Here is a 20,094-nt window from a genome sequence, read left to right as displayed (position 1 = left end):
CTCTCCGCAGCGTCGCAGCCCTGTCGGTCGGGTGCGCGGCGAGGATCATCATATGGGCGTATGGAGGTACCACCCACATACCCCAGATTGCTGTCGTACGTTCCGTTTCGAAAGCTGGCAGGATGAAGTCATCCAATGCTGGTCGACGGGAAACGGGGACGCCGCTCTTGCTGAGATTTCATGTGCGGAATCGCAAATATCTGACTGCTGCCGGCGGCACGCCATGCGTCACTCATGCTATCACCGGCCGGGCCGCGCTGCTTGGAACTCCAACCGTAGTGTCTTCGAGCACCCAGGGTTCTTCCGGCTTTGCCAATCAAGGCAGCGCAACCGTCCAATCCTCTTTCACCGGCACAGTCACAGCTTCGCTGATGTCATCCGGCGATATGCAATCGTCCCCTGCCTCGTCGATGGCCATACCGGCGCCTGAGGCAGATGGCGGGGCACAAGACAGCTCCACGAAGACGGCGTCGGCTGCGACGGTCTTCCAGACGCCTTCCTCGATATCGCAAGACACCGTGCTTGCCCCGGATCCGTACGAAGAGGCTGCGACGCTGCCTGCCGCGCCTGAGCTGACGGGCATTACCAGCGATGCCGACACCGGAAGCGCCACGACGGCTGTGCCGGTCACTTATTCCAGCAGTCTCGACACTACTTCGTTGCGCCTTCAGGCCTCGATAGCATCCCTCTCGGTGGAGCCGAGCCAGGACGCTCCGGCCGACACGAGCGCGGTTTCAGCGCTGGCCGCACCGGCGGTCGCTCCGGCTGCGGTCACGCTCAACAGGATCGCACTCGAAAACCTGAAGCAGGGCAACCCGATCAGCGAGTGGGGTCTGGAGGGCGACGGCAACGGCACCATCCAGGGCTTCGCCACTGAAATCAGCACGAATATCGGCCAGACCGTCGATTTCAAGATCGCCACCGATTCCACGCATTACCGCATCGATATCTACCGAATGGGTTATTACGGCGGGGCTGGTGCGCGCAAGGTCGACTCGATCGAGCAGCAGTTGACGACGGCGCAGATCCAGCCGCATCCGATCGTCGATATGTCGCTCGGTCTCATCGACTGCGGCAACTGGTCAGTGTCCGCCAGTTGGCAGATCCCCACCGACGCCGTCTCGGGCGTCTATTTTGCCAAGCTGGTGCGCGAGGATGGCACCGAGGATGCCAACATCATTCCCTTCGTCGTGCGCGACGACTCCTCGCACAGCAACATCGTCTTCCAGACCTCGGACACGACCTGGCAGGCCTATAATGCCTGGGGCGGCGCCAGCCTCTATTATGGCGAGGTCCCCGTCGATCCGGCCGATATGATCGGCTACCTGCCGCCGAACTGCAGCTGCGGTCTGACCGCCATCGGCCGCGCCTCTGCAGTCAGCTATAACAGGCCGATCATCACCAATACGAGCCCGGTCGGCGGCTCGCACGATTTCGTCTTCGGCGTCGAGCATTCCGCTATCCAGTGGCTGGAGCAGAACGGCTATGACGTTTCCTATATTTCCGGCGTCGATGCTACGCGCAGTGGCAGCCTCCTGCTGAACCATGATGCCTTTCTGTCCGTCGGCCACGACGAATACTGGTCGGCCGAGCAGCGCACCAATGTGGAGGCCGCGCGCGATGCCGGCGTGAACCTCGCCTTCTGGAGCGGCAACGAGGTTTATTGGAAAGTCCGGTGGGAAAGCAGCATCGACGGCAGCGGCCAGGCCTACCGCACCATGGTCTGCTACAAGGAGACCTACGGCACGAGCACGGACCCGAGCAATGTCGGCACCGGCACCTGGCGCGATCCGCGTTATGCCGATCCGGGGCAGGAGCCGGAGAATTCGCTGACGGGCACGATGTTCCAGGTGGACAGCTACCGCCAGGATACGATCTCCATCCCCTACGACTATTCGAACCTTCGCTTCTGGCGCAATACCGATGTGGCAGAGCTTCAGGAGGGTGAAACCTACAATCTGGTGCAGAACCTGCTCGGCTACGAATGGGATTCCGATGTCGAGAATGGATTCCGTCCGGCTGGACTGATCGACCTGTCGCTCTCCTCGGTCGCGGTGAACACCTACCTCCGCGATTACGGTTCCACGATCGGCGATGCGGTGGCGACCCACAGCCTGACCATGTATCGGGCGGCAAGTGGCGCGCTCGTCTTCGGCGCCGGCACCGTCTTCTGGTCCTGGGGGCTGAATGATCAGCATCAGGGGCCGGCAACGCCAACCGATCGCAACGTGCAGCAGGCGATGGTCAACATGTTCGCGGACATGGGCATCCAGCCGACGACGCTCGATGCGAGCCTGATCCTCGCGACCCAATCGACCGATACGCTGAAGCCCACCTCGTCGATTACCTCGCCCATCGTTGGCGCAAGCTTCCTCGAAGGGCAGCACGTGACGATCACTGGAACGGCGCAGGATTTCGGCGGCGGCATCATTGCCGGCGTCGAGGTTTCCACCGACGGCGGCCAGCACTGGTTCAAGGCCACGGGCCGCGAGAGCTGGACCTATAACTGGGTCGTCCAGGCGAGCGGCACCTATACGATCTTGTCACGCGCCGTCGACGACAGCGTCAATCTGGAGGCGCCATCGGCCGGCAAGCAGGTCACCGTTACGCTGCCGGGCACGCAGGGCCTCTGGACACTGGCCGAAAAGCCCGCGACCGAGACGGCGGTCGATCGCGATTCCGTCGAGCTCGGCCTGCGCTTCCAGGCGACGACGGCAGGCTCGGTGGAGGGGATCCGCTTCTACAAGGACTTCTACAATATCGGCGAACATGTCGTCAGCCTCTGGAGCAGCACCGGGACACTGCTGGCGACCGGCGTATCGACAGGTGAATCGCTCTCTGGCTGGCAGACGGTGATGTTCTCCAGCCCGATCCAGATTGCGGCCGGCACGACCTATGTGGCCTCCTATCACAGCAACGGCTACTACTCGATGACTGCCAATTATTTCAGCGAGCCCTATGCCAGCGGCGCGCTGAAGGCCGTCGATGGAGGCGGCGTCTACGCCTACGGGACCACTGCCGGCACATTCCCCGGCCAGAACCCCGGCGGTACCAATTACTGGGTGGACGTGGTCTTCGATGCCGGCCCCAACAGCCAGCCGGTCGCGACCGACGACAGCGGGCTGATCATCGGCCACAACGGAACGCTTGTCATCTCCATTGCCGCGCTCCTGGCAAACGATACCGATCCCAATGGCGATGCGATGACCATCACCGCCGTCGGCAATGCCGTCAACGGCACGGTCGCTCTCAACAAGCAGACCGGCGCCATCACTTTCACGGCGGCCAACGATTATTCAGGCCCGGCGAGCTTCACCTATGCGCTGTCGGACGGGCGCGGCGGCACGGATCAGGGCAATGTCAGCCTGACCGTTCAGACTGGTTCGGCCGGCGAGACACTGTTTACGGCGAGTGAGGGACCCAGCGGCGGCAGCTTCAACGACAATACGGCGATGGAACTCGGAATGAAGTTCGTCGCTTCCTCAAACGGCACGATCTCGGGCATCCGCTATTACAAGGCTGCCGGCGATACCAGTGTGCACACCGGCTCCATCTGGAGGGCCGATGGCATGCTCGTCGCCACGGTCACCTTCACCAACGAGTCGCTTTCCGGCTGGCAGACCGCGAACTTCGCCACTCCGCTGCAGATCACGGCGGGTGCGACCTATGTCGCCTCCTACCACACGACCGGCACCTATGTGGCGACCTCGAACTATTTCAACGCGGCGCATACCAACGGCTCGCTGACGGCGCTTGCAGGCAGCAATGGCGTCTACGCGGTCGGATCGGGCTCGACCTTCCCGACGTCAAGCTACCAGTCGACGAATTACTGGGTCGACGTCGTCTTCAACCAGTCGGCGGGCAATACGGTGCCGGTCGCCGCCAATGACAACGGCTATACGACCTATACCAATACGGCTCTGTCGATCGCCGCTGCCAACCTGCTCGCAAATGACAGCGACGCCGATGGCGACCCGCTTGTCATCACCGGCGTCAGCGGCGCTGTCAACGGTTCGGTGTCCTACGACAGCCAGACGCAGACCGTCACCTTCACGCCGACGGCAGGATATACCGGGCCGGCAAGCTTCAGCTATTCCATCGCCGACGGTCAGGGCGGCACGGCATCCGCCCAGGTTTCGCTTGCCGTCAACTCCCAGGCAAGCGAGCAGAACGTCTTCAGTGCCAATGAAACGCCCGCAGTCGTCTCCGTGAACGACAATCAGCCGGTCAATCTCGGCATGAAATTTCAGGCAGACACGGCAGGCTGGGTCACGGGCCTCCGCTTCTACAAGGGCGCCGACAATATAGGCCCGCATAACGGTTATCTCTGGACCGCCTCGGGCACGCTGCTTGCCAGCATCACCTTCAGCAACGAAACGGCAAGCGGCTGGCAGACTGCCACGCTCACCCAGCAGATCGCGGTCGAAGCGGATACGACCTATGTCGTTTCCTACAGCACGAACGGCAATTACTCGGCGACGGGCAATTACTTCAGCACCGAGAAGACGAGCGGCGACCTCAGGGCGCTCAGCGGTGACAACGGTCTCTACGCTTATGGATCGAGCGGGTTGTTCCCGACCAGCAGTTACAACAGCACAAACTACTATGTGGACGTGGCGTTCAAACCGCAGCTCGCGGCGTAAAGGCGAGCGGGGGTATCGATGACGGGTGCAGACAATCGACTTCCGGTGATGGTCCTGGCGGGGTTTCTCGGCGCCGGCAAGACGACTGTCCTCAATCATGTCCTGAACAATCGCGAGGGACGCCGGATCGCCGTGATCGTCAACGACATGAGCGAGGTGAATATCGATGCCGATCTCGTCCGTGACGGCGGCGCCAACCTCTCTAGGACGGACGAAACCCTGGTCGAGCTCACCAACGGCTGCATCTGTTGCACATTGCGCGACGATCTCCTGAGCGAGGTCCGCCGCCTCGCCGCCGCCGGCCGTTTCGACTATCTGCTGATCGAGGGTACGGGTATCGCTGAGCCCCTGCCGATAGCAGCGACCTTCTCCTTCCGTGACGAGAGTGGAGCAGCACTCTGCGATGTCGCACGGCTCGACACGATGGTTTCCGTCATCGACGCGGTCAATCTTCTCGCCGATTATGCCAGTGCGGAGTTTCTGAGCGATCGCGGCCAGAGCCGTGATGGAGACGACGAGCGCAAGCTCGTCGAACTCCTCGTCGAACAGATCGAATTTGCCGACGTCGTCATCATCAACAAGGCAGGCGACGTGCCGCCCGCAATGCTCGCGGAAGTTCGCCGGGTCGTCGCGGCGCTCAATCCGGATGCCCGTGTCATCGAGGCGGTCTTTGGCCAGGTGCCGCTTGGCGCAATCATGGATACCGGGCTCTTCAGCGAGGTCAGGGCCGCGCGCCATCCGCTCTGGCACAAGGAGCTTTACGGCTGGGGCGATCATGTGCCGGAGACCGAGGAATACGGCATAACAAGCTTCGTCTATCGCAGCCGCCGGCCTTTCGATCCGGCACGGCTGGGCCGCATGCTGGAGCAGCCATTGCCCGGCATCATCAGGGCAAAAGGTCATTTCTGGCTGGCGACCCGACCGGACGAGATCGGCCTGCTGTCGATCGCCGGCACCCAATGCCGCATCGGTACCAGGGGTTTCTGGTGGGCCTCGGTGCCGCGCGCGCACTGGCCGCGCCATCCGCAATTCCGCCAGTTGCTCGACCGGCATTGGGACGATGTCTGGGGCGACCGCCGCCAGGAACTGGTCTTCATCGGCTCCGGCTTCGATGAGAGCGCCATCCGCATTGCTCTCGACGAATGCCTGACTGGGGAGGAGAGGGGTTTCGATCCCCAGACCGCCGTCGGTCTTCGCGATCCGTTTCCGCCATGGCGGCACGACACGCACGCATCGAACCGAAAAATGTGAAGCGGTTTTCGGATAATCCGATGCGTCGACTCAAAGGTGAACAGGTTTTGATTATCAACCAGAGGAGAGAACAATGAGCAGCGAACTTTATGCAGACGGTATCGGCGAAATCACCGTCACGGGAACGATCGTGCGCATCGACCTGATGTCGCTCTCGGCCACCGATCGTGACGCCAACAACAATCCGAAGCCGGTTTTCCGCCAGCGCATCATCATGCCTGTCGATGCCTTCGCCAATGCGGTCGACCTCATGCAGAAGGCGCTTGGCGGTCTGGTCGAGGCGGGTGCGGTTCGTCGCATCGGGGAGATGTCGGCTGCCGCCGCCACCGATATCCAGCCGGCGCAGGGTGCTTCAAACGCGTCGCCGAATTTCAACTGACAACAGGCAAAGCCTCGGTCTCGTAGTGTTTCGGGTGGGCCATGAGTGGTTTTCTGCATACCAATCTGCATTGTCTTGCGCTCGTCGCGCGTCATCACGGCGTCGATCTTTCGCCTGAGCGACTGCAACACGATTATGCCGTCGGCAACGATCCGGTGGCCGTGCGGCAAATGCTCCGGATGGCCAAGGATGCCGGCCTGAGGGCCAGGCATCTGACGCTCGACTGGCGAGGCATGTTCCAGCTCGGCGAGGCTTTCCCGGTGCTTGCCGAACTTTCGAACGGCAACTGGGTGGTCATCGCCGGCGCTCTCGGGGAGGGCGAGGATGAGCGGATCCGCGTTCTCGACCCGCTCGCCACCCGTCCCGAAGTCATGCTGCTGAGCGAGGAGCAATTCGCCAAGGCCTGGCTCGGATCGGTGGTGCTGCTGAAGCGCAACTATCGCATGTCGGATGAGGACCGGCCCTTCGGCTTCCGCTGGTTCGTCCCCGAAATCATCCGGCAGCGCAGCTTCTTCCGCGATGTGGCGCTTGCAGCCTTCGTGCTCTACGGGCTGGGGCTGACGACACCAATGTTCTTCCAGCTCGTTATCGACAAGGTGCTCGTGCATCAGAGCTATGCGACGCTGACGGTCCTGACCGTCGGTATCGCGGTCGCGCTCGTTTTCGATGCGACCTTCAGTTTCCTGCGCCGTTATCTGCTGCTCTATGCCACCAACAGGATCGACATCCGGGTGGCGACGCGCACCTTCGGCCATCTGCTCAACCTGCCGATCGCGCTCTTCGAGCAGGCCTCGGCGGGCGTTCTCGTCAAGCATATGCAGCAGACGGGACGCATCCGCGAATTCCTGACCGGCCGGTTGTTCCTGACGCTTCTCGACGGCGTATCGCTCTTCGTCTTCGTGCCGATCCTGCTTCTCTACAGCGTCAAGCTGACGCTCGTGGTGCTCGGCTTCGCAGCCCTCGTCGGGCTGGTGGTGATGATGCTCGTCGGGCCGTTCCAGCGCCGCCTGCAGGCGCTTTACCAGGCCGAAGGCGACCGGCAGGCCCTCTTGGTGGAAACCGTGCACGGCATGCGCACCGTCAAGTCGCTGGCACTGGAGCCGCGCCAGCGCAAGGTGTGGGACGATTATTCGGCGCAGTCGATCTCAGTGCGTTTCCGGGTCGAAAAAATCTCCACCATCGCCCAGTCGATGACCGGGCTTCTGGAAAAGCTGATGAGCGTGGCGATTATCGGCCTCGGCGCGCTCGATGTCTTCAGCGGCGCGATGACGATCGGCGCGCTTGTTGCCTTCAACATGCTCGCCGGCCGCGTCTCGGGGCCGCTGGTGCAGATCGTCACCATGGTCCACGAATATCAGGAAGTAGCGCTTTCGGTGCGCATGCTCGGCGAGATCATGAACCAGCGGCCGGAGCAGGCCGGCCGCGGCCGAGGCGCGCGACCGCATCTGCATGGCCGCATCGAATTCGACAGGGTCACCTTCCGCTATGCTCCCGATGCGGCGCCTGCGCTCGACAATGTGTCCTTCGCCATTCCGGCGGGCTCGGTCTTCGGCGTCGTCGGCAAGAGCGGGTCGGGCAAGACGACCATCACCCGGCTGATTCAGGGCCTCTACCAGAGCCAGGAAGGGCTGGTGCGCATGGATGGCTATGACAGCCGCGAAATCGACCTCGTGCATCTCAGAACCAGCATCGGCGTCGTGCTGCAGGATAATTTCCTGTTTCGCGGCACGGTGCGCGACAATATCGCCGCCGCCAAGCCGGATGCCAGTATCGAGGAAATCATGGAGGTCGCACGCATCGCCGGCGCGGAAGAGTTCATCGAGCGGCTGCCGCGCGGCTTCGACACAATGCTGGAGGAAAATGCCGCCAACCTCTCCGGCGGCCAGAAGCAGCGGCTCGCCATTGCGCGCGCGCTGATCACCGATCCGAAGCTCCTGATCTTCGATGAGGCGACGAGCGCGCTCGACCCCGACAGCGAGGCGATCATCCGCGAGAATCTGAGGCGTATCGCTGCCGGGCGCACCGTCGTCATCGTCTCGCACCGGCTTTCGACGCTTGTGGATGCCGATGCCATTCTCGTCATCGATCGCGGCAAGGTCGCCGATATCGGCCGGCACGATCAGCTGGTGTCGCGCTGCATGACCTATCGCCACCTGTGGGCACAGCAAATGAGGCAGGTCGCATGAACGCGCGTGTCAGAAAATCCAGCGAGAACCTGCCAATTCCATCAGACAAGGGTGCCTCAGACCATGGCCCTTCAGACAAGGGGCCGCCAGGCAGGGGCGGGCAGCTCGTCGCTCGCCCGCCGCTGCCGCCAGCAATTGCCGAATTCCAGTCCGACGCCGTCGAGCTCGAGGAACGTGCTCCGCCGCGCGTTGCGCGCATGACGCTCTATTGTGTGACGGCGCTGATTGCTGCGATCATCATCTGGGCCTCCGTCTCTGATATCGATGAGGTGGTGATTGCGCCCGGCAAGCTCGTCACCACCCAGCCGACCATCGTCGTCCAGCCGCTCGAAACCTCGATCATCCGCACGATCGATGTGAAGGCCGGCGAGGTGGTGCATGCCGGCCAGACGCTCGCAACTCTCGACGCCACCTTCAGCCAGGCCGATGTCGACCAGCAGCAGGCGAAGTTCTCGGCACTCGACGCCCAGGTGAAGCGCATCGAGGCGGAACTTGCCGGAGACGACTACACGATGATCGCGGGAACGACGCCCGACGAGATGCTGCAGGTGCAGCTCTTCGGCCAGCGGCGGGCCTTCTATACGGCGCAGCTGCAGAATTTCGAGCAGCAGATCGCCGGCCAGTCGGCAGCGCTTGCCGCGGCCAAGAACCAGGAGGCCGTGCTCATCGACAGGCGCGACACGCTCTCGCAGATCGAAGGCGCCCGCACGCGGCTCTACGACAAGCAGAGCGGCTCGCTGATCACCATGCTCGGCTCGCGCGACGCCCGCCTCGACGTCGAGTCCGATCTGACCGCCGTGCGCGGCAAAGCCGACGAGGCGGCGCATGCCTTTGCCAAGCTGAAAGCCGACCGCCAGGCCTTCATCGAGGATTTCCGCCGCGCCGCGATGGAACAGCTGGTGGAGCTGCGCGGCCAGCGTGACATGGCCGACGAGGAACTGAAGAAGATGGAGCTGCGCCGCAACATGGTGTCGCTGACAGCACCTGCCGACGCCGTCGTGCTCGATCTCGCCCAGCGCTCTATCGGCTCGGTCGTGCGCGAAGCCGAACCGATCGTCACGCTGGTGCCGATCAACGTGCCGCTCGAAGCGGAAGTCTCGATCAACACCCGCGACATCGGCCGCATCGCCGTGGGTAAGGAGGCTCGCATCAAGCTGGACGCCTATCCCTTTCAGAAATACGGCACCGCGTCGGGCGAAGTTCGCACCATCAGCCAGGACACGTTTATGACCGGCCAGCAGCAGGAACAGACCGCCACCTCGAGCCAGCCGGCCGCGCCCTTCTTCAAGGCTCGCATCCTGCTTGCCGACACGAGACTGAACGCCTCGGACGTGCCGGTCACACTGCTGCCGGGCATGACCGTCTCCACAGAGATCAAGGTCGGCAACAGGACGGTGATCTCCTATTTCCTCTACCCGCTGCTGCGCGGCCTGGATGATGCCATCCGGGAACCGAACTGAGAAAGCCGCCTCCTACACACGCCGGGGGACGGCGTGCGCCAGGATTTCAGGCAGCCGCCCGAAACGCTCGGGTATCAACGGGAGCCGAATTTCCGTTCCGATTAATCGACCTACCGGCAGGTTGCGAGAAAAGCGCGAATTGCTGCAGGGATATTGCCAAGATGAAGGAGGGGCGCATGTCCTTGCCCTTCGGCGCTATGAAGGATCAATCCGGGATGCAGTAGGGCCATTTCGCTCGCGGTTTCCTGCGAAAGCAGCGGTGAATTTTCGCCACGGATCAACATCAGCGGAAGGCGGCTCAGGCTTTCGAACTGTGCCCGGAGATCGGGCAGCGGCTGGCTGAAATCGATGGCTCTCAATGCCTCTGCGATCGCAGGATCGAAGTCGGCGACTGGCCTTCCGCCAACGTCGCGATAAAGGGCAAGCGCCATCTCGCGCCAGTCTTGCTCTCCAAGCGCGGTAAACGAGGCACCATGATTTTCCCTCAATAGTTCGGCCGCCTCGGTCCAGTCCGCCGGTCTCCTGCCGCCGTTGAGGTAATCTCGGATCAGCGCCAGCCCTTCAGCTTCGATCACAGGCCCGATGTCGTTGAGGATGACGGCTTCGAGAAGATCCGGGCGTGTCGCCGCGATCAAATGCAGGATCAGGCCGCCACGCGACGTGCCGATGAAAACCGCCCGTTCGATGCCGAATGCCGCGCAGGCGGCAATGATGTCGCCGGTCTCGACGGCGAGATTGTAATTGGCCTTGTTCTCATCCCATGCAGAATTTCCGCGGCCGCGCGAATCGAGCGCGATCACCCTGCGCGGGCCGGTTCTGTCGCGGCTGAGAAGCAGCGCAAGCGGATGAAAGTCCCGGGCATTTCGGCTCAGGCCGGGCAGGCAGATCACCGGCAGCCGTTCGGCGGCTGCCGCCTCCTCGGGTCGGTAGTCGCGGGCATAAAGCCTCAGTCCATCGGAGGAAGAGTAAAATCGTTCCTGGAAACCGCCTGCATCCACGTTCGGCATCGCATCCTCGAGACCTGTCTGATCCAGAAGGTGTAGAGCATGTCTCGCAAAAGTGTGCAGCGGTTTTGCGATAAAGACATGCGGAAAACAAAAGACCAGCCTGCTTTTCAAGCCGCGCCAAACGGTTCAGGAGGCGCTGCGTCCGCCGATCAGGTCGCGCTCGATATCCGTCGATTGGCCAAGGCGGGCCTTGTAGACTTCATAATTCTCCATCACCCGCTGCACGTAGTTACGCGTCTCGGGAAAGGGGATGCGCTCGATCCAGTCGACGATCTCGTCGATCGGCCTGCCGCGTGGATCGCCGTAGCGTCCGATCCATTCCGGCACCCGCTTCGGTCCGGCATTATAGGCGATGAAGGTGAGGATGTAGGAGCCGCCGAAGGCTTCGATCTGCTCGCCGAGATAATGCGCGCCGAGCGTCGCATTATAACCGGCATCGGCAGTCAGCTTGTCCTTCGAAAAGGTGATGTTGTGGCGCTTGGCCACCGCCTGGGCCGTGCCGGGCAGAAGCTGCAGCAGGCCGCGTGCATTCGCCGCCGAAACGGCGGCCGGATTGAAGGCGCTCTCCTGCCGGGCAATCGCATAGGCGAGGGCCTTGCCGGAGCCGGAGATATTGGCATTCGGCGGGATCACGCCGACGGGAAAGGCGAGCGCGGCGACATCGATGCCGCGGCCATAGGCGATCTTGCCGACCTGCAGCGACAGATGATGATTGCCTGATTGCTCGGCCTGCGCCGCAAGGATCGCCAGTTCACCGGGACTTTGCAGCTGATCGGCGAGCGCGAGATAGAGGATGTCGGCCCGCCATCCATGTCCGGCTGCCTCAAGCCGGGCGATTGCCTGCACGGCCTCGCGCGCCTGGAAACTCTGGCGGTCTGCTGCGCTCGGGATGGGATAGCTGACGTTGAGCGTCTTGCGTCCAAGCCTTTCGGCCGCGAGCTGCCCATAGAAGGTGCCGGGAAAATTCGCGGCCTTGCCATAGAATTCGCCGGAGTTGCCGGGACCGCCGGCCTCGGCGGCCCGCCCGAGCCAATACCAGGCGCGCGACACCGAGATGGGACCGTTCGAAGTCACCAGAATCTTGCGGAAATGCTTTTCTGCCGTTGTCGGGTCCTGCAGCCCGCGCAGCGCATACCATCCGGCATGGAACTCGGCCTCGACGATATCAGTCGGGCTGGTTGCCGCGGAGCTTGCGACGATGCGGTAGGCAGGCTTGAATTGTCCCTGATCGACGAGGCCGCGGCTGACGATCCGCTGCTCGTTCCACCATTCTCCGGAATTGACGAGTTCGCCCGGTTCACGCGGCATCTTCTCCAGAAGCGCCGCCGCTTCGGTATATTTGTCCTGCTTGCGCAGATATTCGATGCGCGCGAATAGCAGGCCGGCATCGCCACGCCATTTCGGCTCGACGCTATTGAGCAGCGCGCCGGCATTGGCGGCTTTGGCGTCGACGGCGGCCCAGGCCTTGTAGAGGGACTGCGCCTCGCCCATGTCGCCGAAGCGCTTGGCCTGCGCCACCCTGCCACGATACATCAGATAGTCCATCCGCGCCTTGTGATCGGCTGGCGTCAGCAGGGCGGAAAACTCGAGGAGGATCTTGTCTTCACTCGCCTTGTCGAGAGCCTCGGTGCGCCAGACCTTGCGGATATATTTTGCCGCCTGCGCCTGCTTGCCTGACGCAGTCAGCGCCCGCCCGAGAATGACGGCGCCCTGCATCGTTTCCGGCGCGGTATCGCCGAAGGCGGCGAGCACCGCTGACGGGGCGGGGTTTTCGTCGTAGAGCGCTCGTTCGGAATAGGCGCGCAGCCTTGAAAGGCCTGGCCATCCCTTGAGCTCCTGCGCGGCACGGGCAATTTCATAGGAGGGAACGCCCTTCAAGCCGGAGACGGCGATCGCCCAGGTGAGGATATGGCGGTCGAGCGTGCCCTCGCGCAGGCTGTCGCGGATCGAGAGGGCCAGTTGCGGATTCCTGGCGGAAAGCGCATCGAGGCCGGTTTTCAAGTCATTGGCGACCGGCGCGACGGCTGGATTGCGGGGGATGGCGCCGGTTGTCAGCGCTTCCGGAATCGATGTCTCGGGAACGAAGCCGATCGGCTTGACCTCAGGCGTCGGAATGCTTTCGCCGGGAAGCGGCGACGCGAGGCTGCCCCACGCGGCGGCAGCAAAGCCGAAGGCGGTCAGAATCAGCACAGCTTTCTTCATCCGGGATCTCGCAACGAAAACACGCCCTGCCCATTTGGCTGGAGGCATCTTAACGAAACCTTACCGTACCAGGTAAAATTCATTCACATCTGCTATCGGAATTTGCCCTAAACCGAACTCTCCGCGCTTGTCGCGATGATTTCGGCGCTCTATGGTGCGCAAAATATTCATGGAATGCGGCCGAAGCAAGGATTTGGTCGTGAGGAGCTTTGCATGTTCAACGGGTCCATTCCCGCCCTCGTCACCCCCTTCACCGATGCCGGACTGATCGACGAAGCGAGCTTCGCCGCCCATGTCGACTGGCAGATCAAGGAAGGCAGCAGCGGTCTCGTTCCGGTCGGCACGACTGGCGAATCGCCGACGCTGTCGCATGCCGAGCACAAGCGGGTCGTGGAACTCTGCATCGAAGTGGCGGCAAAACGCGTTCCGGTCATGGCCGGCGCCGGTTCGAACAATACGCGTGAGGCCGTCGAACTCGCCCAGCATGCCGAAAAGGTCGGCGCCGACGCCGTGCTCGTCGTCACGCCCTATTACAACAAGCCGACACAGAAGGGTCTGATTGCCCATTTTTCCGCGATTGCCGAGGCCGTCGCCCTGCCGATCTATATCTACAATATCCCCGGCCGTTCGGTGATCGACATGACGCCGGAGACGATGGGTGCTCTCGCCAAGGCGCACAGCAATATCGTCGGCGTCAAGGACGCAACGGGCAAGATCGAGCGTGTCTCCGAGCAGCGCATCACCTGCGGCAAGGACTTCCGGCAATTGTCCGGCGAGGACGCGACGGCGCTGGGTTTCAACGCTCATGGCGGCGTCGGCTGCATCTCGGTGACGGCCAATGTCGCCCCGCGCCTCTGCGCGGATTTTCAGGCCGCGACGCTGGCCGGCGAATACGCCCGCGCGCTGGAATATCAGGACCGGCTGATGCCGCTGCACAAGGCGATCTTCCTTGAGCCCGGTCTCTGCGGCGCCAAATACGGCCTCTCCAAGCTCGGCCGGATGAGCCGCAATGTCCGCTCGCCGCTGCTTTCAACGCTGGAGCCGGCAACCGAAGCAGCGATCGACGCCGCCATGCGTCATGCAGGCTTGCTGAACTGAGGGGACCGGTCGTCTTCACAAGGCCGGATCGTTCCCTTACATAAAGGGCAAGCAATGAGGGCGCGACTTTTCGCGCAACCTCGAAGGAAATATCGTCATGGCCCCAAAAGGCAGCCAGCGCGTGGTGAACAAGGTCGTGGCCGAAAACCGCAAGGCCCGCTTCAACTACGAGATCATCGATACTTATGAGGCAGGTCTCGTGCTGAAGGGCACGGAGGTGAAGTCGCTGCGCGAAGGCAAAGCCAATATCGCAGAATCCTATGCGTCGGACGAGGATGGCGAGATCTGGCTGATCAACTCCTACCTGCCGGAATATCTGCAGGCGAACCGCTTCAATCACGAACCGCGCCGGCGCCGCAAGCTGCTTCTGTCGGGCCGTGAAATCCATCGTCTGCGTTCCGCCGTCAACCGCGAAGGCATGACGCTGGTCCCGCTCAAGATTTATTTCAACGATCGGGGTCGGGCGAAGATGGAGCTGGCACTCGCCAAGGGCAAGAAATTGCACGATAAGCGCGAATCCGAGAAGGAGCGCGATTGGAACCGGCAGAAGAGCCGCTTATTGAAGGAAAACGGCTGACCATCACGCCGCAGCCGATCGGCTCGCGGCGTTTTCGATCAGTCCTCGAAATCGCTGGCCGGGGCGACTTCGGCCGGGCGCGGCGCCCGCTCCGCGGGATCGCGACCGATCTCAGCCTTCAGCGACAAAAGATCGATGAAATGATCGGCCTGCCGCCGCAGGTCGTCGGCGATCATCGGCGGCTGCGTCGCCATGGTCGAGATCACCGAGACCTTGCGGCCTCTGCGCTGCAGCGCCTCGACGAGGTTCGTGAAATCGCCATCGCCGGAGAAGATGACGAGATGGTCGACGGTTTCGGACTGTTCCATGGCGTCGATCGCAAGTTCGATGTCCATGTTGCCCTTGATCTTCCGCCGGCCCATGGAGTCGGTGAATTCCTTGGCAGGCTTGGTGACGACTTTGTAGCCGTTGTAGTCGAGCCAGTCGATCAGAGGACGGATCGATGAATATTCCTGGTCCTCGATCAAAGCCGTATAATAGTAGGCGCGCAGGAGGTAGCCGCGTTTCTGGAATGCCTTCAAGAGCTTGCGGTAATCTATGTCGAAACCTAGGCTCTTGGATGCAGCGTAGAGGTTGGCGCCGTCAATGAAGAGTGCAATTTTTTCGCGTGGGTCAAACATCGTTTACCAATTCCAATGAGAGAAATCGAAATTCGCAGGGCATCAAATTTCAATAAATACAATGGCTTATTGTGATTTTTGATCTGATGCTTACTTTACCATCTGTTCATATAAGAGAGATTTAGGGCACGGTTCCGCATATTCCAAGCAACCTTTGGTGGAATTGTCACATTCTCCATGGAAATTTAGCTCGGCACCGGATAAAGACGAGGGGAGCCGGAACGAAAAACTTGTATTTGCCCGGTTTTAATTGTATCGGGCGTGCTAATCCCGAAATGACGACCGTAAAGGACAGGCAATGGCCCGTGTCACAGTTGAAGATTGCATTGACAAGGTAGAGAACCGCTTCGAGCTGGTTCTGCTCGCCAGCCACCGCGCCCGGCTGATTTCCCAGGGTGCCTCGATCACCATCGATCGCGACAACGACAAGAATCCTGTCGTGGCGCTGCGCGAAATCGCCGACGAGACGCTTTCGCCCGATGACCTCAAGGAAGATCTGATCCATTCGCTGCAGAAGCATGTCGAAGTCGACGAGCCCGAGCCCGATCCGGCCAGCATGATCGCCGCCGGCGGCGCTGCTGCCGCCGACAGCGAGGAGCAGGATGACCTGCCGGAGACGATCACTTTCGACCAGATGTCGGAAGAAGAGCTGCTTGCCGGTATCGAGGGCCTCGTGCCGCCGGAAAAGAGCGACGATTATTAAGCGTCTCGACCGGATCTGATCCGGAAAAGAGCGACGATTACCAATCGTCAATCTTGCGCCTTTATTGCTTAGGCATATTATTGCCCATGTGTGCGCCAATCGTTGATTGGCGCGCTTTTGTTTTTGTCGGAGTGGCTTTGGAATGATGCGGCAGTACGAACTCGTGGAGCGGGTTCAGCAATACAAGCCCGATGCCAATGAAGCACTGCTGAACAAGGCCTATGTTTACGCCATGCAGAAACATGGCCAGCAAAAGCGCGCGAGCGGCGATCCCTACATATCGCATCCGCTTGAGGTCGCCGCGATCCTGACCGACATGCATCTCGATGAATCGACGATCGCGGTTGCCCTTCTGCATGACACGATCGAGGATACGACGGCGACGCGCGCCGAAATCGACGAGCTTTTCGGCGAGGATATCGGCCGACTGGTCGAGGGGCTGACGAAGATCAAGAAGCTCGATCTCGTCACCAAGAAGGCCAAGCAGGCGGAAAACCTGCGCAAGCTGCTGCTCGCCATATCGGATGACGTGCGGGTGCTGCTCGTCAAGCTTGCCGATCGCCTGCACAATATGCGCACCCTCGATCACATGTCGGCCGACAAGCGTGCCCGCATTTCTGAGGAGACGATGGAAATCTATGCGCCGCTCGCCGGCCGCATGGGCATGCAGGACATGCGCGAGGAACTGGAGGAGCTTTCCTTCCGGCACATGAATCCGGAGGCCTACGAGACCGTCACGAAAAGGCTGGAAGAGCTCTCCAAGCGCAACGAAGGCATCGTCAAGAAGATCGAGGCCGAATTGCGCGACCTCCTGGTCGCAAGCGGCCTGACGAGCGCTTATGTCAAGGGCCGGCAGAAGAAGCCCTATTCGGTCTTTCGCAAGATGCAATCGAAGTCGCTGTCGTTCGAGCAGCTTTCCGATGTCTACGGCTTCCGTCTGATCGTCGAGGACATCCCGTCCTGTTACCGGGCGCTCGGCATCGTCCATACGCGCTGGCGCGTCGTGCCCGGCCGGTTCAAGGATTATATCTCGACACCGAAGCAGAACGATTACCGTTCGCTCCACACCACCATCGTCGGTCCGTCCAGCCAGCGCATCGAGCTGCAGATCCGCACCAAGCGCATGCATGAAATCGCGGAATTCGGCATTGCCGCCCACACGCTCTACAAGGACGGCGCCACCAATGCCGATGGCGACATTCTTTCGCGCGAATCCAATGCCTATTCCTGGCTGCGCCATACGATCGAGGCGCTCGCCGAAGGTGACAGCCCGGAGGAATTCCTCGAGCACACCAAGCTCGAACTCTTCCAGGATCAGGTCTTCTGCTTCACGCCGAAGGGCAAGCTGATTGCCCTGCCGCGTGGCGCCACCCCGATCGATTTCGCCTATGCGGTGCACACCAATATCGGCGATACCACGGTGGGCGCCAAGATAAACGGCCGCATCATGCCGCTGGTGACGCGGCTTGCGAATGGCGACGAGGTGGAGATCATCCGCTCCGGCGTGCAGGTCCCGCCCGCCGCCTGGGAGGAGATCGTCGTCACCGGCAAGGCGCGGGCCGCCATCCGCCGCGCCACCCGCATGGCGATCCGCAAACAATATGCGGGCCTCGGTCACCGCATTCTCGAGCGCACCTTCAACCGGGCCGGCAAGATTTTCTCGCGCGAGGCGATGAAACCGGCACTGCACCGTCTGGGTCAGAAGGATGTCGAGGATGCGATCGCCGCCGTCGGCCGCGGCGAGATGTCCTCACTCGACGTGCTGCGCGCCGTCTATCCCGACCATCAGGACGAGCGCGTCACCGTCAAGCCTTCCGGCGACGACGGCTGGTTCAATGTCCGCAGCGCCGCAGGCATGATCTTCAAGATTCCCGGCAAAGCCAAGGCCGGCGCCGAAGGCGGCCATTCGGAACTCGATGCCGATGTCGACGTCGGCCCGATCCGCGGTCTGTCCGGCAATGTCGACGTCAAGTTCGCCTCGACCGGCGCCGTGCCCGGCGACCGCATCGTCGGCATCATGGATCAGAGCAAGGGCATCACCATCTATCCGATCCAGTCGCCGAGCCTGCAGCGTTTCGACGATCAGCCCGATCGCTGGATCGATGTGCGCTGGGATCTTGACGAGGCCAACAAGTCGCGTTTCATGGCGCGTATCATGGTGAATGCTTTGAATGAGCCCGGCACGCTTGCCAAGGTCGCCCAGACCGTGGCCGGGCTCGACGTCAATATTCGCATGCTGAATACGGTGCGCGTGGCAGCCGACTTCACCGAGATGATGCTGGAAGTCGAGGTGTGGGATCTGCGCCAGCTCAACCAGTTGCTCGCCCAGATGAAGGACCTGGATTGCATCGCCACGGTCCGGCGGCTCTATGAGTAGGCTTTTGTTAAGCCTGCCAGGGACCTGATCGACGAAAATGCACATTTTATGATCGGTTTATAATCGTCATGGCGCAGCAATAGGGCAAGGAATGCGTTGAGCGCATAGCTGTGTCCATGTTGCAGCGGTGGTAATTAGCCTTTGGCAGGACTATCTTCTGATCATCGAAAACGTAAACAGAAGATGAGGCAAGGTAATGTTTGATCCTATCAGGAAAATCGCTCGCGCCTTTCGCGCTCCGACCACACAGGAACGTGAAATGGCCTATCTGAACGGCTCGCTGGATCGTATCGATCTCGAGTTTCGTCAGCGTCAGGTCGACCGCGGTCTGTTCCGCAATCGCTGATACCGCCTTTATACTTGGTCGAGTGAGGGACGTTACGTACGACGAGCGCCCCTCGGCATGAAGATGCTCCTTTGCAAGAAAGAAAAGGGGGCTGTTTCGGGCGGTGCCATTTGCCGCTCTTGTCATGGTCCGGTGCACTGCACTAAATAGCGAACATGTTGTTTCGCCGTCGCAAGCCTGCGGGTTTCAAGGAAAAGATGCGGGAGCTTCTATGGCCCCGAAAAGGTTTCCTTCGCCCGATCCGTTACCTGACAATGCGCATCCTGCGCCTGAGCGCTTCGCCGCATGCGGTTGCGGCCGGCGTGGCCGCGGGCGTCTTTGTCTCGTGGACGCCGTTCATTGGCGTGCATTTCGTCATGGCTTTCGTCATCACCTATCTCCTCTCCGGCAATATGGTGGCCGCGGCTCTCGGCTGCGCCGCCTTCGGCAATCCGCTGACCTATCCCTTCATCTGGGGGGTCACCTGGGAGATCGGCCATCTGCTGCTCAGCCGTGAGGATCATCTGGCCGGTCAGGCGGTGGATCTCGCCGCGCTCTTTCACAAGCTGAACTTCACCGAATTGTGGAGGCCAGTGCTGGAACCGATGCTGATCGGCGCTATTCCGCCGGGGATCGTAACCGCCGTTGCGCTCTATGCGCTGACGTTCTACACCGTCAAGGGGTTTCAGGCCCGCCGCCGAACGCGGCTGATGGAGCGGGCGCGCCTGCGCCTGGCGGGTCCGGCCGGCGACATACCGAGCGTATGAACCGGTACAGAATTCTTGGGCGACGGAAGGTTCCGGCATGATCATCGGCATTGGCAGCGATCTGATCGACATTCGTCGTGTCGAGAAATCGATCGAGCGCTTCGGCGAGCGCTTCACCCACCGCTGCTTCACCGAGATCGAGCGCGCCCGCTCCGACCGCCGGGCAAACCGCGCCGCATCCTATGCCAAGCGTTTCGCCGCCAAGGAGGCCTGTTCCAAGGCGCTCGGCACCGGCATCGCCCAGGGCGTCTTTTGGAAGGACATGGGCGTCGTCAACCTGCCGAGCGGCAAGCCGACCATGCAGTTGACCGGTACCGCTGCCGTGCTCCTGGAATCGATGCTGCCCGCGGGCCATCGGCCCGCCATTCATTTGACAATAACCGATGATTATCCCTTGGCGCAGGCCTTCGTTATCATTGAGGCGTTGCCCGAGAGCCTCTGATCGTGACCCCGGGAGCGTTTGATCGTGACCCCGGGAGCGTTTGATCGCGACCTCTCG

At 61.6% G+C, this 20,094-nt stretch carries 15 protein-coding genes; 12 read left to right on the top strand and 3 right to left on the bottom strand.

Translation table 11 applies throughout. From position 1 onward, the window contains the following. Nucleotides 1-122: 122 nt before the first annotated feature. The 5 genes from J7U39_RS12635 to J7U39_RS12615 all read left to right on the top strand — a co-directional run bounded on the left by J7U39_RS12635 (nucleotide 123) and on the right by J7U39_RS12615 (nucleotide 9,919). Nucleotides 123-4,643 carry a DUF4082 domain-containing protein gene (locus tag J7U39_RS12635; RefSeq protein WP_210628497.1) on the top strand — a complete coding sequence of 1,507 codons (4,521 nt, stop codon included), beginning with the start codon at nucleotides 123-125 and terminating at the stop codon, nucleotides 4,641-4,643. An 18-nt stretch (nucleotides 4,644-4,661) separates the two neighbouring features. After that, nucleotides 4,662-5,894, top strand: coding sequence for a GTP-binding protein (locus tag J7U39_RS12630; RefSeq protein ID WP_210628496.1), 1,233 nt, complete (start codon nucleotides 4,662-4,664; stop codon nucleotides 5,892-5,894). Nucleotides 5,895-5,967: 73 nt separating this feature from the next. Then, nucleotides 5,968-6,273 carry a hypothetical protein gene (locus J7U39_RS12625; RefSeq protein ID WP_210628495.1) on the top strand — a complete coding sequence of 102 codons (306 nt, stop codon included), beginning with the start codon at nucleotides 5,968-5,970 and terminating at the stop codon, nucleotides 6,271-6,273. Nucleotides 6,274-6,314: 41 nt separating this feature from the next. Beyond that, entirely contained in the window at nucleotides 6,315-8,459 is a 2,145-nt protein-coding gene (locus tag J7U39_RS12620) for a peptidase domain-containing ABC transporter (protein WP_210628494.1), read from the top strand. Beyond that, nucleotides 8,456-9,919 carry an HlyD family type I secretion periplasmic adaptor subunit gene (locus J7U39_RS12615; RefSeq protein WP_210628493.1) on the top strand — a complete coding sequence of 488 codons (1,464 nt, stop codon included), beginning with the start codon at nucleotides 8,456-8,458 and terminating at the stop codon, nucleotides 9,917-9,919. Before J7U39_RS12620 ends, J7U39_RS12615 begins: the two co-directional genes overlap by 4 nt. Nucleotides 9,920-10,029: 110 nt before the next feature. Here the strand turns inward: J7U39_RS12615 and J7U39_RS12610 are convergent, their stop codons facing one another. Together J7U39_RS12610 and J7U39_RS12605 are read right to left on the bottom strand one after the other, a co-directional pair. Continuing rightward, complete coding sequence (locus J7U39_RS12610) at nucleotides 10,030-10,926, bottom strand: alpha/beta hydrolase (protein ID WP_210628492.1); 897 nt, start codon at nucleotides 10,924-10,926, stop codon at nucleotides 10,030-10,032. 126 nt (nucleotides 10,927-11,052) lie between these two features. After that, nucleotides 11,053-13,128, bottom strand: a complete 2,076-nt coding sequence (locus tag J7U39_RS12605; RefSeq protein ID WP_210628491.1) for a lytic transglycosylase domain-containing protein — start codon at nucleotides 13,126-13,128, stop codon at nucleotides 11,053-11,055. A 213-nt stretch (nucleotides 13,129-13,341) separates the two neighbouring features. On the opposite strand from J7U39_RS12605, the gene dapA reads away from it, so the two are divergent. Next, nucleotides 13,342-14,226 carry a 4-hydroxy-tetrahydrodipicolinate synthase gene (gene dapA, locus J7U39_RS12600; RefSeq protein WP_085859039.1) on the top strand — a complete coding sequence of 295 codons (885 nt, stop codon included), beginning with the start codon at nucleotides 13,342-13,344 and terminating at the stop codon, nucleotides 14,224-14,226. A 97-nt stretch (nucleotides 14,227-14,323) separates the two neighbouring features. Next, the gene (smpB, locus tag J7U39_RS12595) at nucleotides 14,324-14,803 is read left to right on the top strand and encodes an SsrA-binding protein SmpB (protein WP_210628490.1); all 480 of its coding nucleotides are present in this window, start codon (nucleotides 14,324-14,326) and stop codon (nucleotides 14,801-14,803) included. Nucleotides 14,804-14,841: 38 nt separating this feature from the next. Here smpB and J7U39_RS12590 read toward each other — a convergent pair whose 3' ends face one another. Further along, a complete protein-coding gene (locus tag J7U39_RS12590) occupies nucleotides 14,842-15,423 on the bottom strand; it encodes an NYN domain-containing protein (protein ID WP_003578261.1) in 582 nt (193 codons plus the stop codon). A 298-nt stretch (nucleotides 15,424-15,721) separates the two neighbouring features. Here J7U39_RS12590 and rpoZ point away from each other — a divergent pair, with 298 nt between their 5' ends. The 5 genes from rpoZ to acpS all read left to right on the top strand — a co-directional run bounded on the left by rpoZ (nucleotide 15,722) and on the right by acpS (nucleotide 20,037). Then, nucleotides 15,722-16,126 (top strand): DNA-directed RNA polymerase subunit omega, encoded by a 405-nt coding sequence (gene rpoZ, locus J7U39_RS12585; protein WP_011424719.1) that lies wholly within the window; start codon nucleotides 15,722-15,724, stop codon nucleotides 16,124-16,126. A 142-nt stretch (nucleotides 16,127-16,268) separates the two neighbouring features. Continuing rightward, on the top strand, nucleotides 16,269-18,503 hold the full coding sequence (locus J7U39_RS12580; RefSeq protein ID WP_064801517.1) for a bifunctional (p)ppGpp synthetase/guanosine-3',5'-bis(diphosphate) 3'-pyrophosphohydrolase: 2,235 nt from the start codon (nucleotides 16,269-16,271) through the stop codon (nucleotides 18,501-18,503). Between the two features lie 196 nt (nucleotides 18,504-18,699). Beyond that, on the top strand, nucleotides 18,700-18,849 hold the full coding sequence (locus J7U39_RS12575) for a DUF3563 family protein (protein WP_064706756.1): 150 nt from the start codon (nucleotides 18,700-18,702) through the stop codon (nucleotides 18,847-18,849). A gap of 155 nt (nucleotides 18,850-19,004) precedes the next feature. Continuing rightward, complete coding sequence (locus J7U39_RS12570) at nucleotides 19,005-19,595, top strand: DUF2062 domain-containing protein (RefSeq protein ID WP_210628489.1); 591 nt, start codon at nucleotides 19,005-19,007, stop codon at nucleotides 19,593-19,595. A gap of 37 nt (nucleotides 19,596-19,632) precedes the next feature. Next, entirely contained in the window at nucleotides 19,633-20,037 is a 405-nt protein-coding gene (gene acpS / locus J7U39_RS12565) for a holo-ACP synthase (RefSeq protein ID WP_210628488.1), read from the top strand. Nucleotides 20,038-20,094 lie beyond the last annotated feature (57 nt).

Source organism: Rhizobium sp. NLR16a, assembly GCF_017948245.1.
Taxonomy (GTDB): Bacteria; Pseudomonadota; Alphaproteobacteria; order Rhizobiales; family Rhizobiaceae; genus Rhizobium.
The sequence above is the reverse complement of the archived record's forward strand: the minus strand, read 5'-3'. Positions and strand labels throughout refer to the sequence as shown.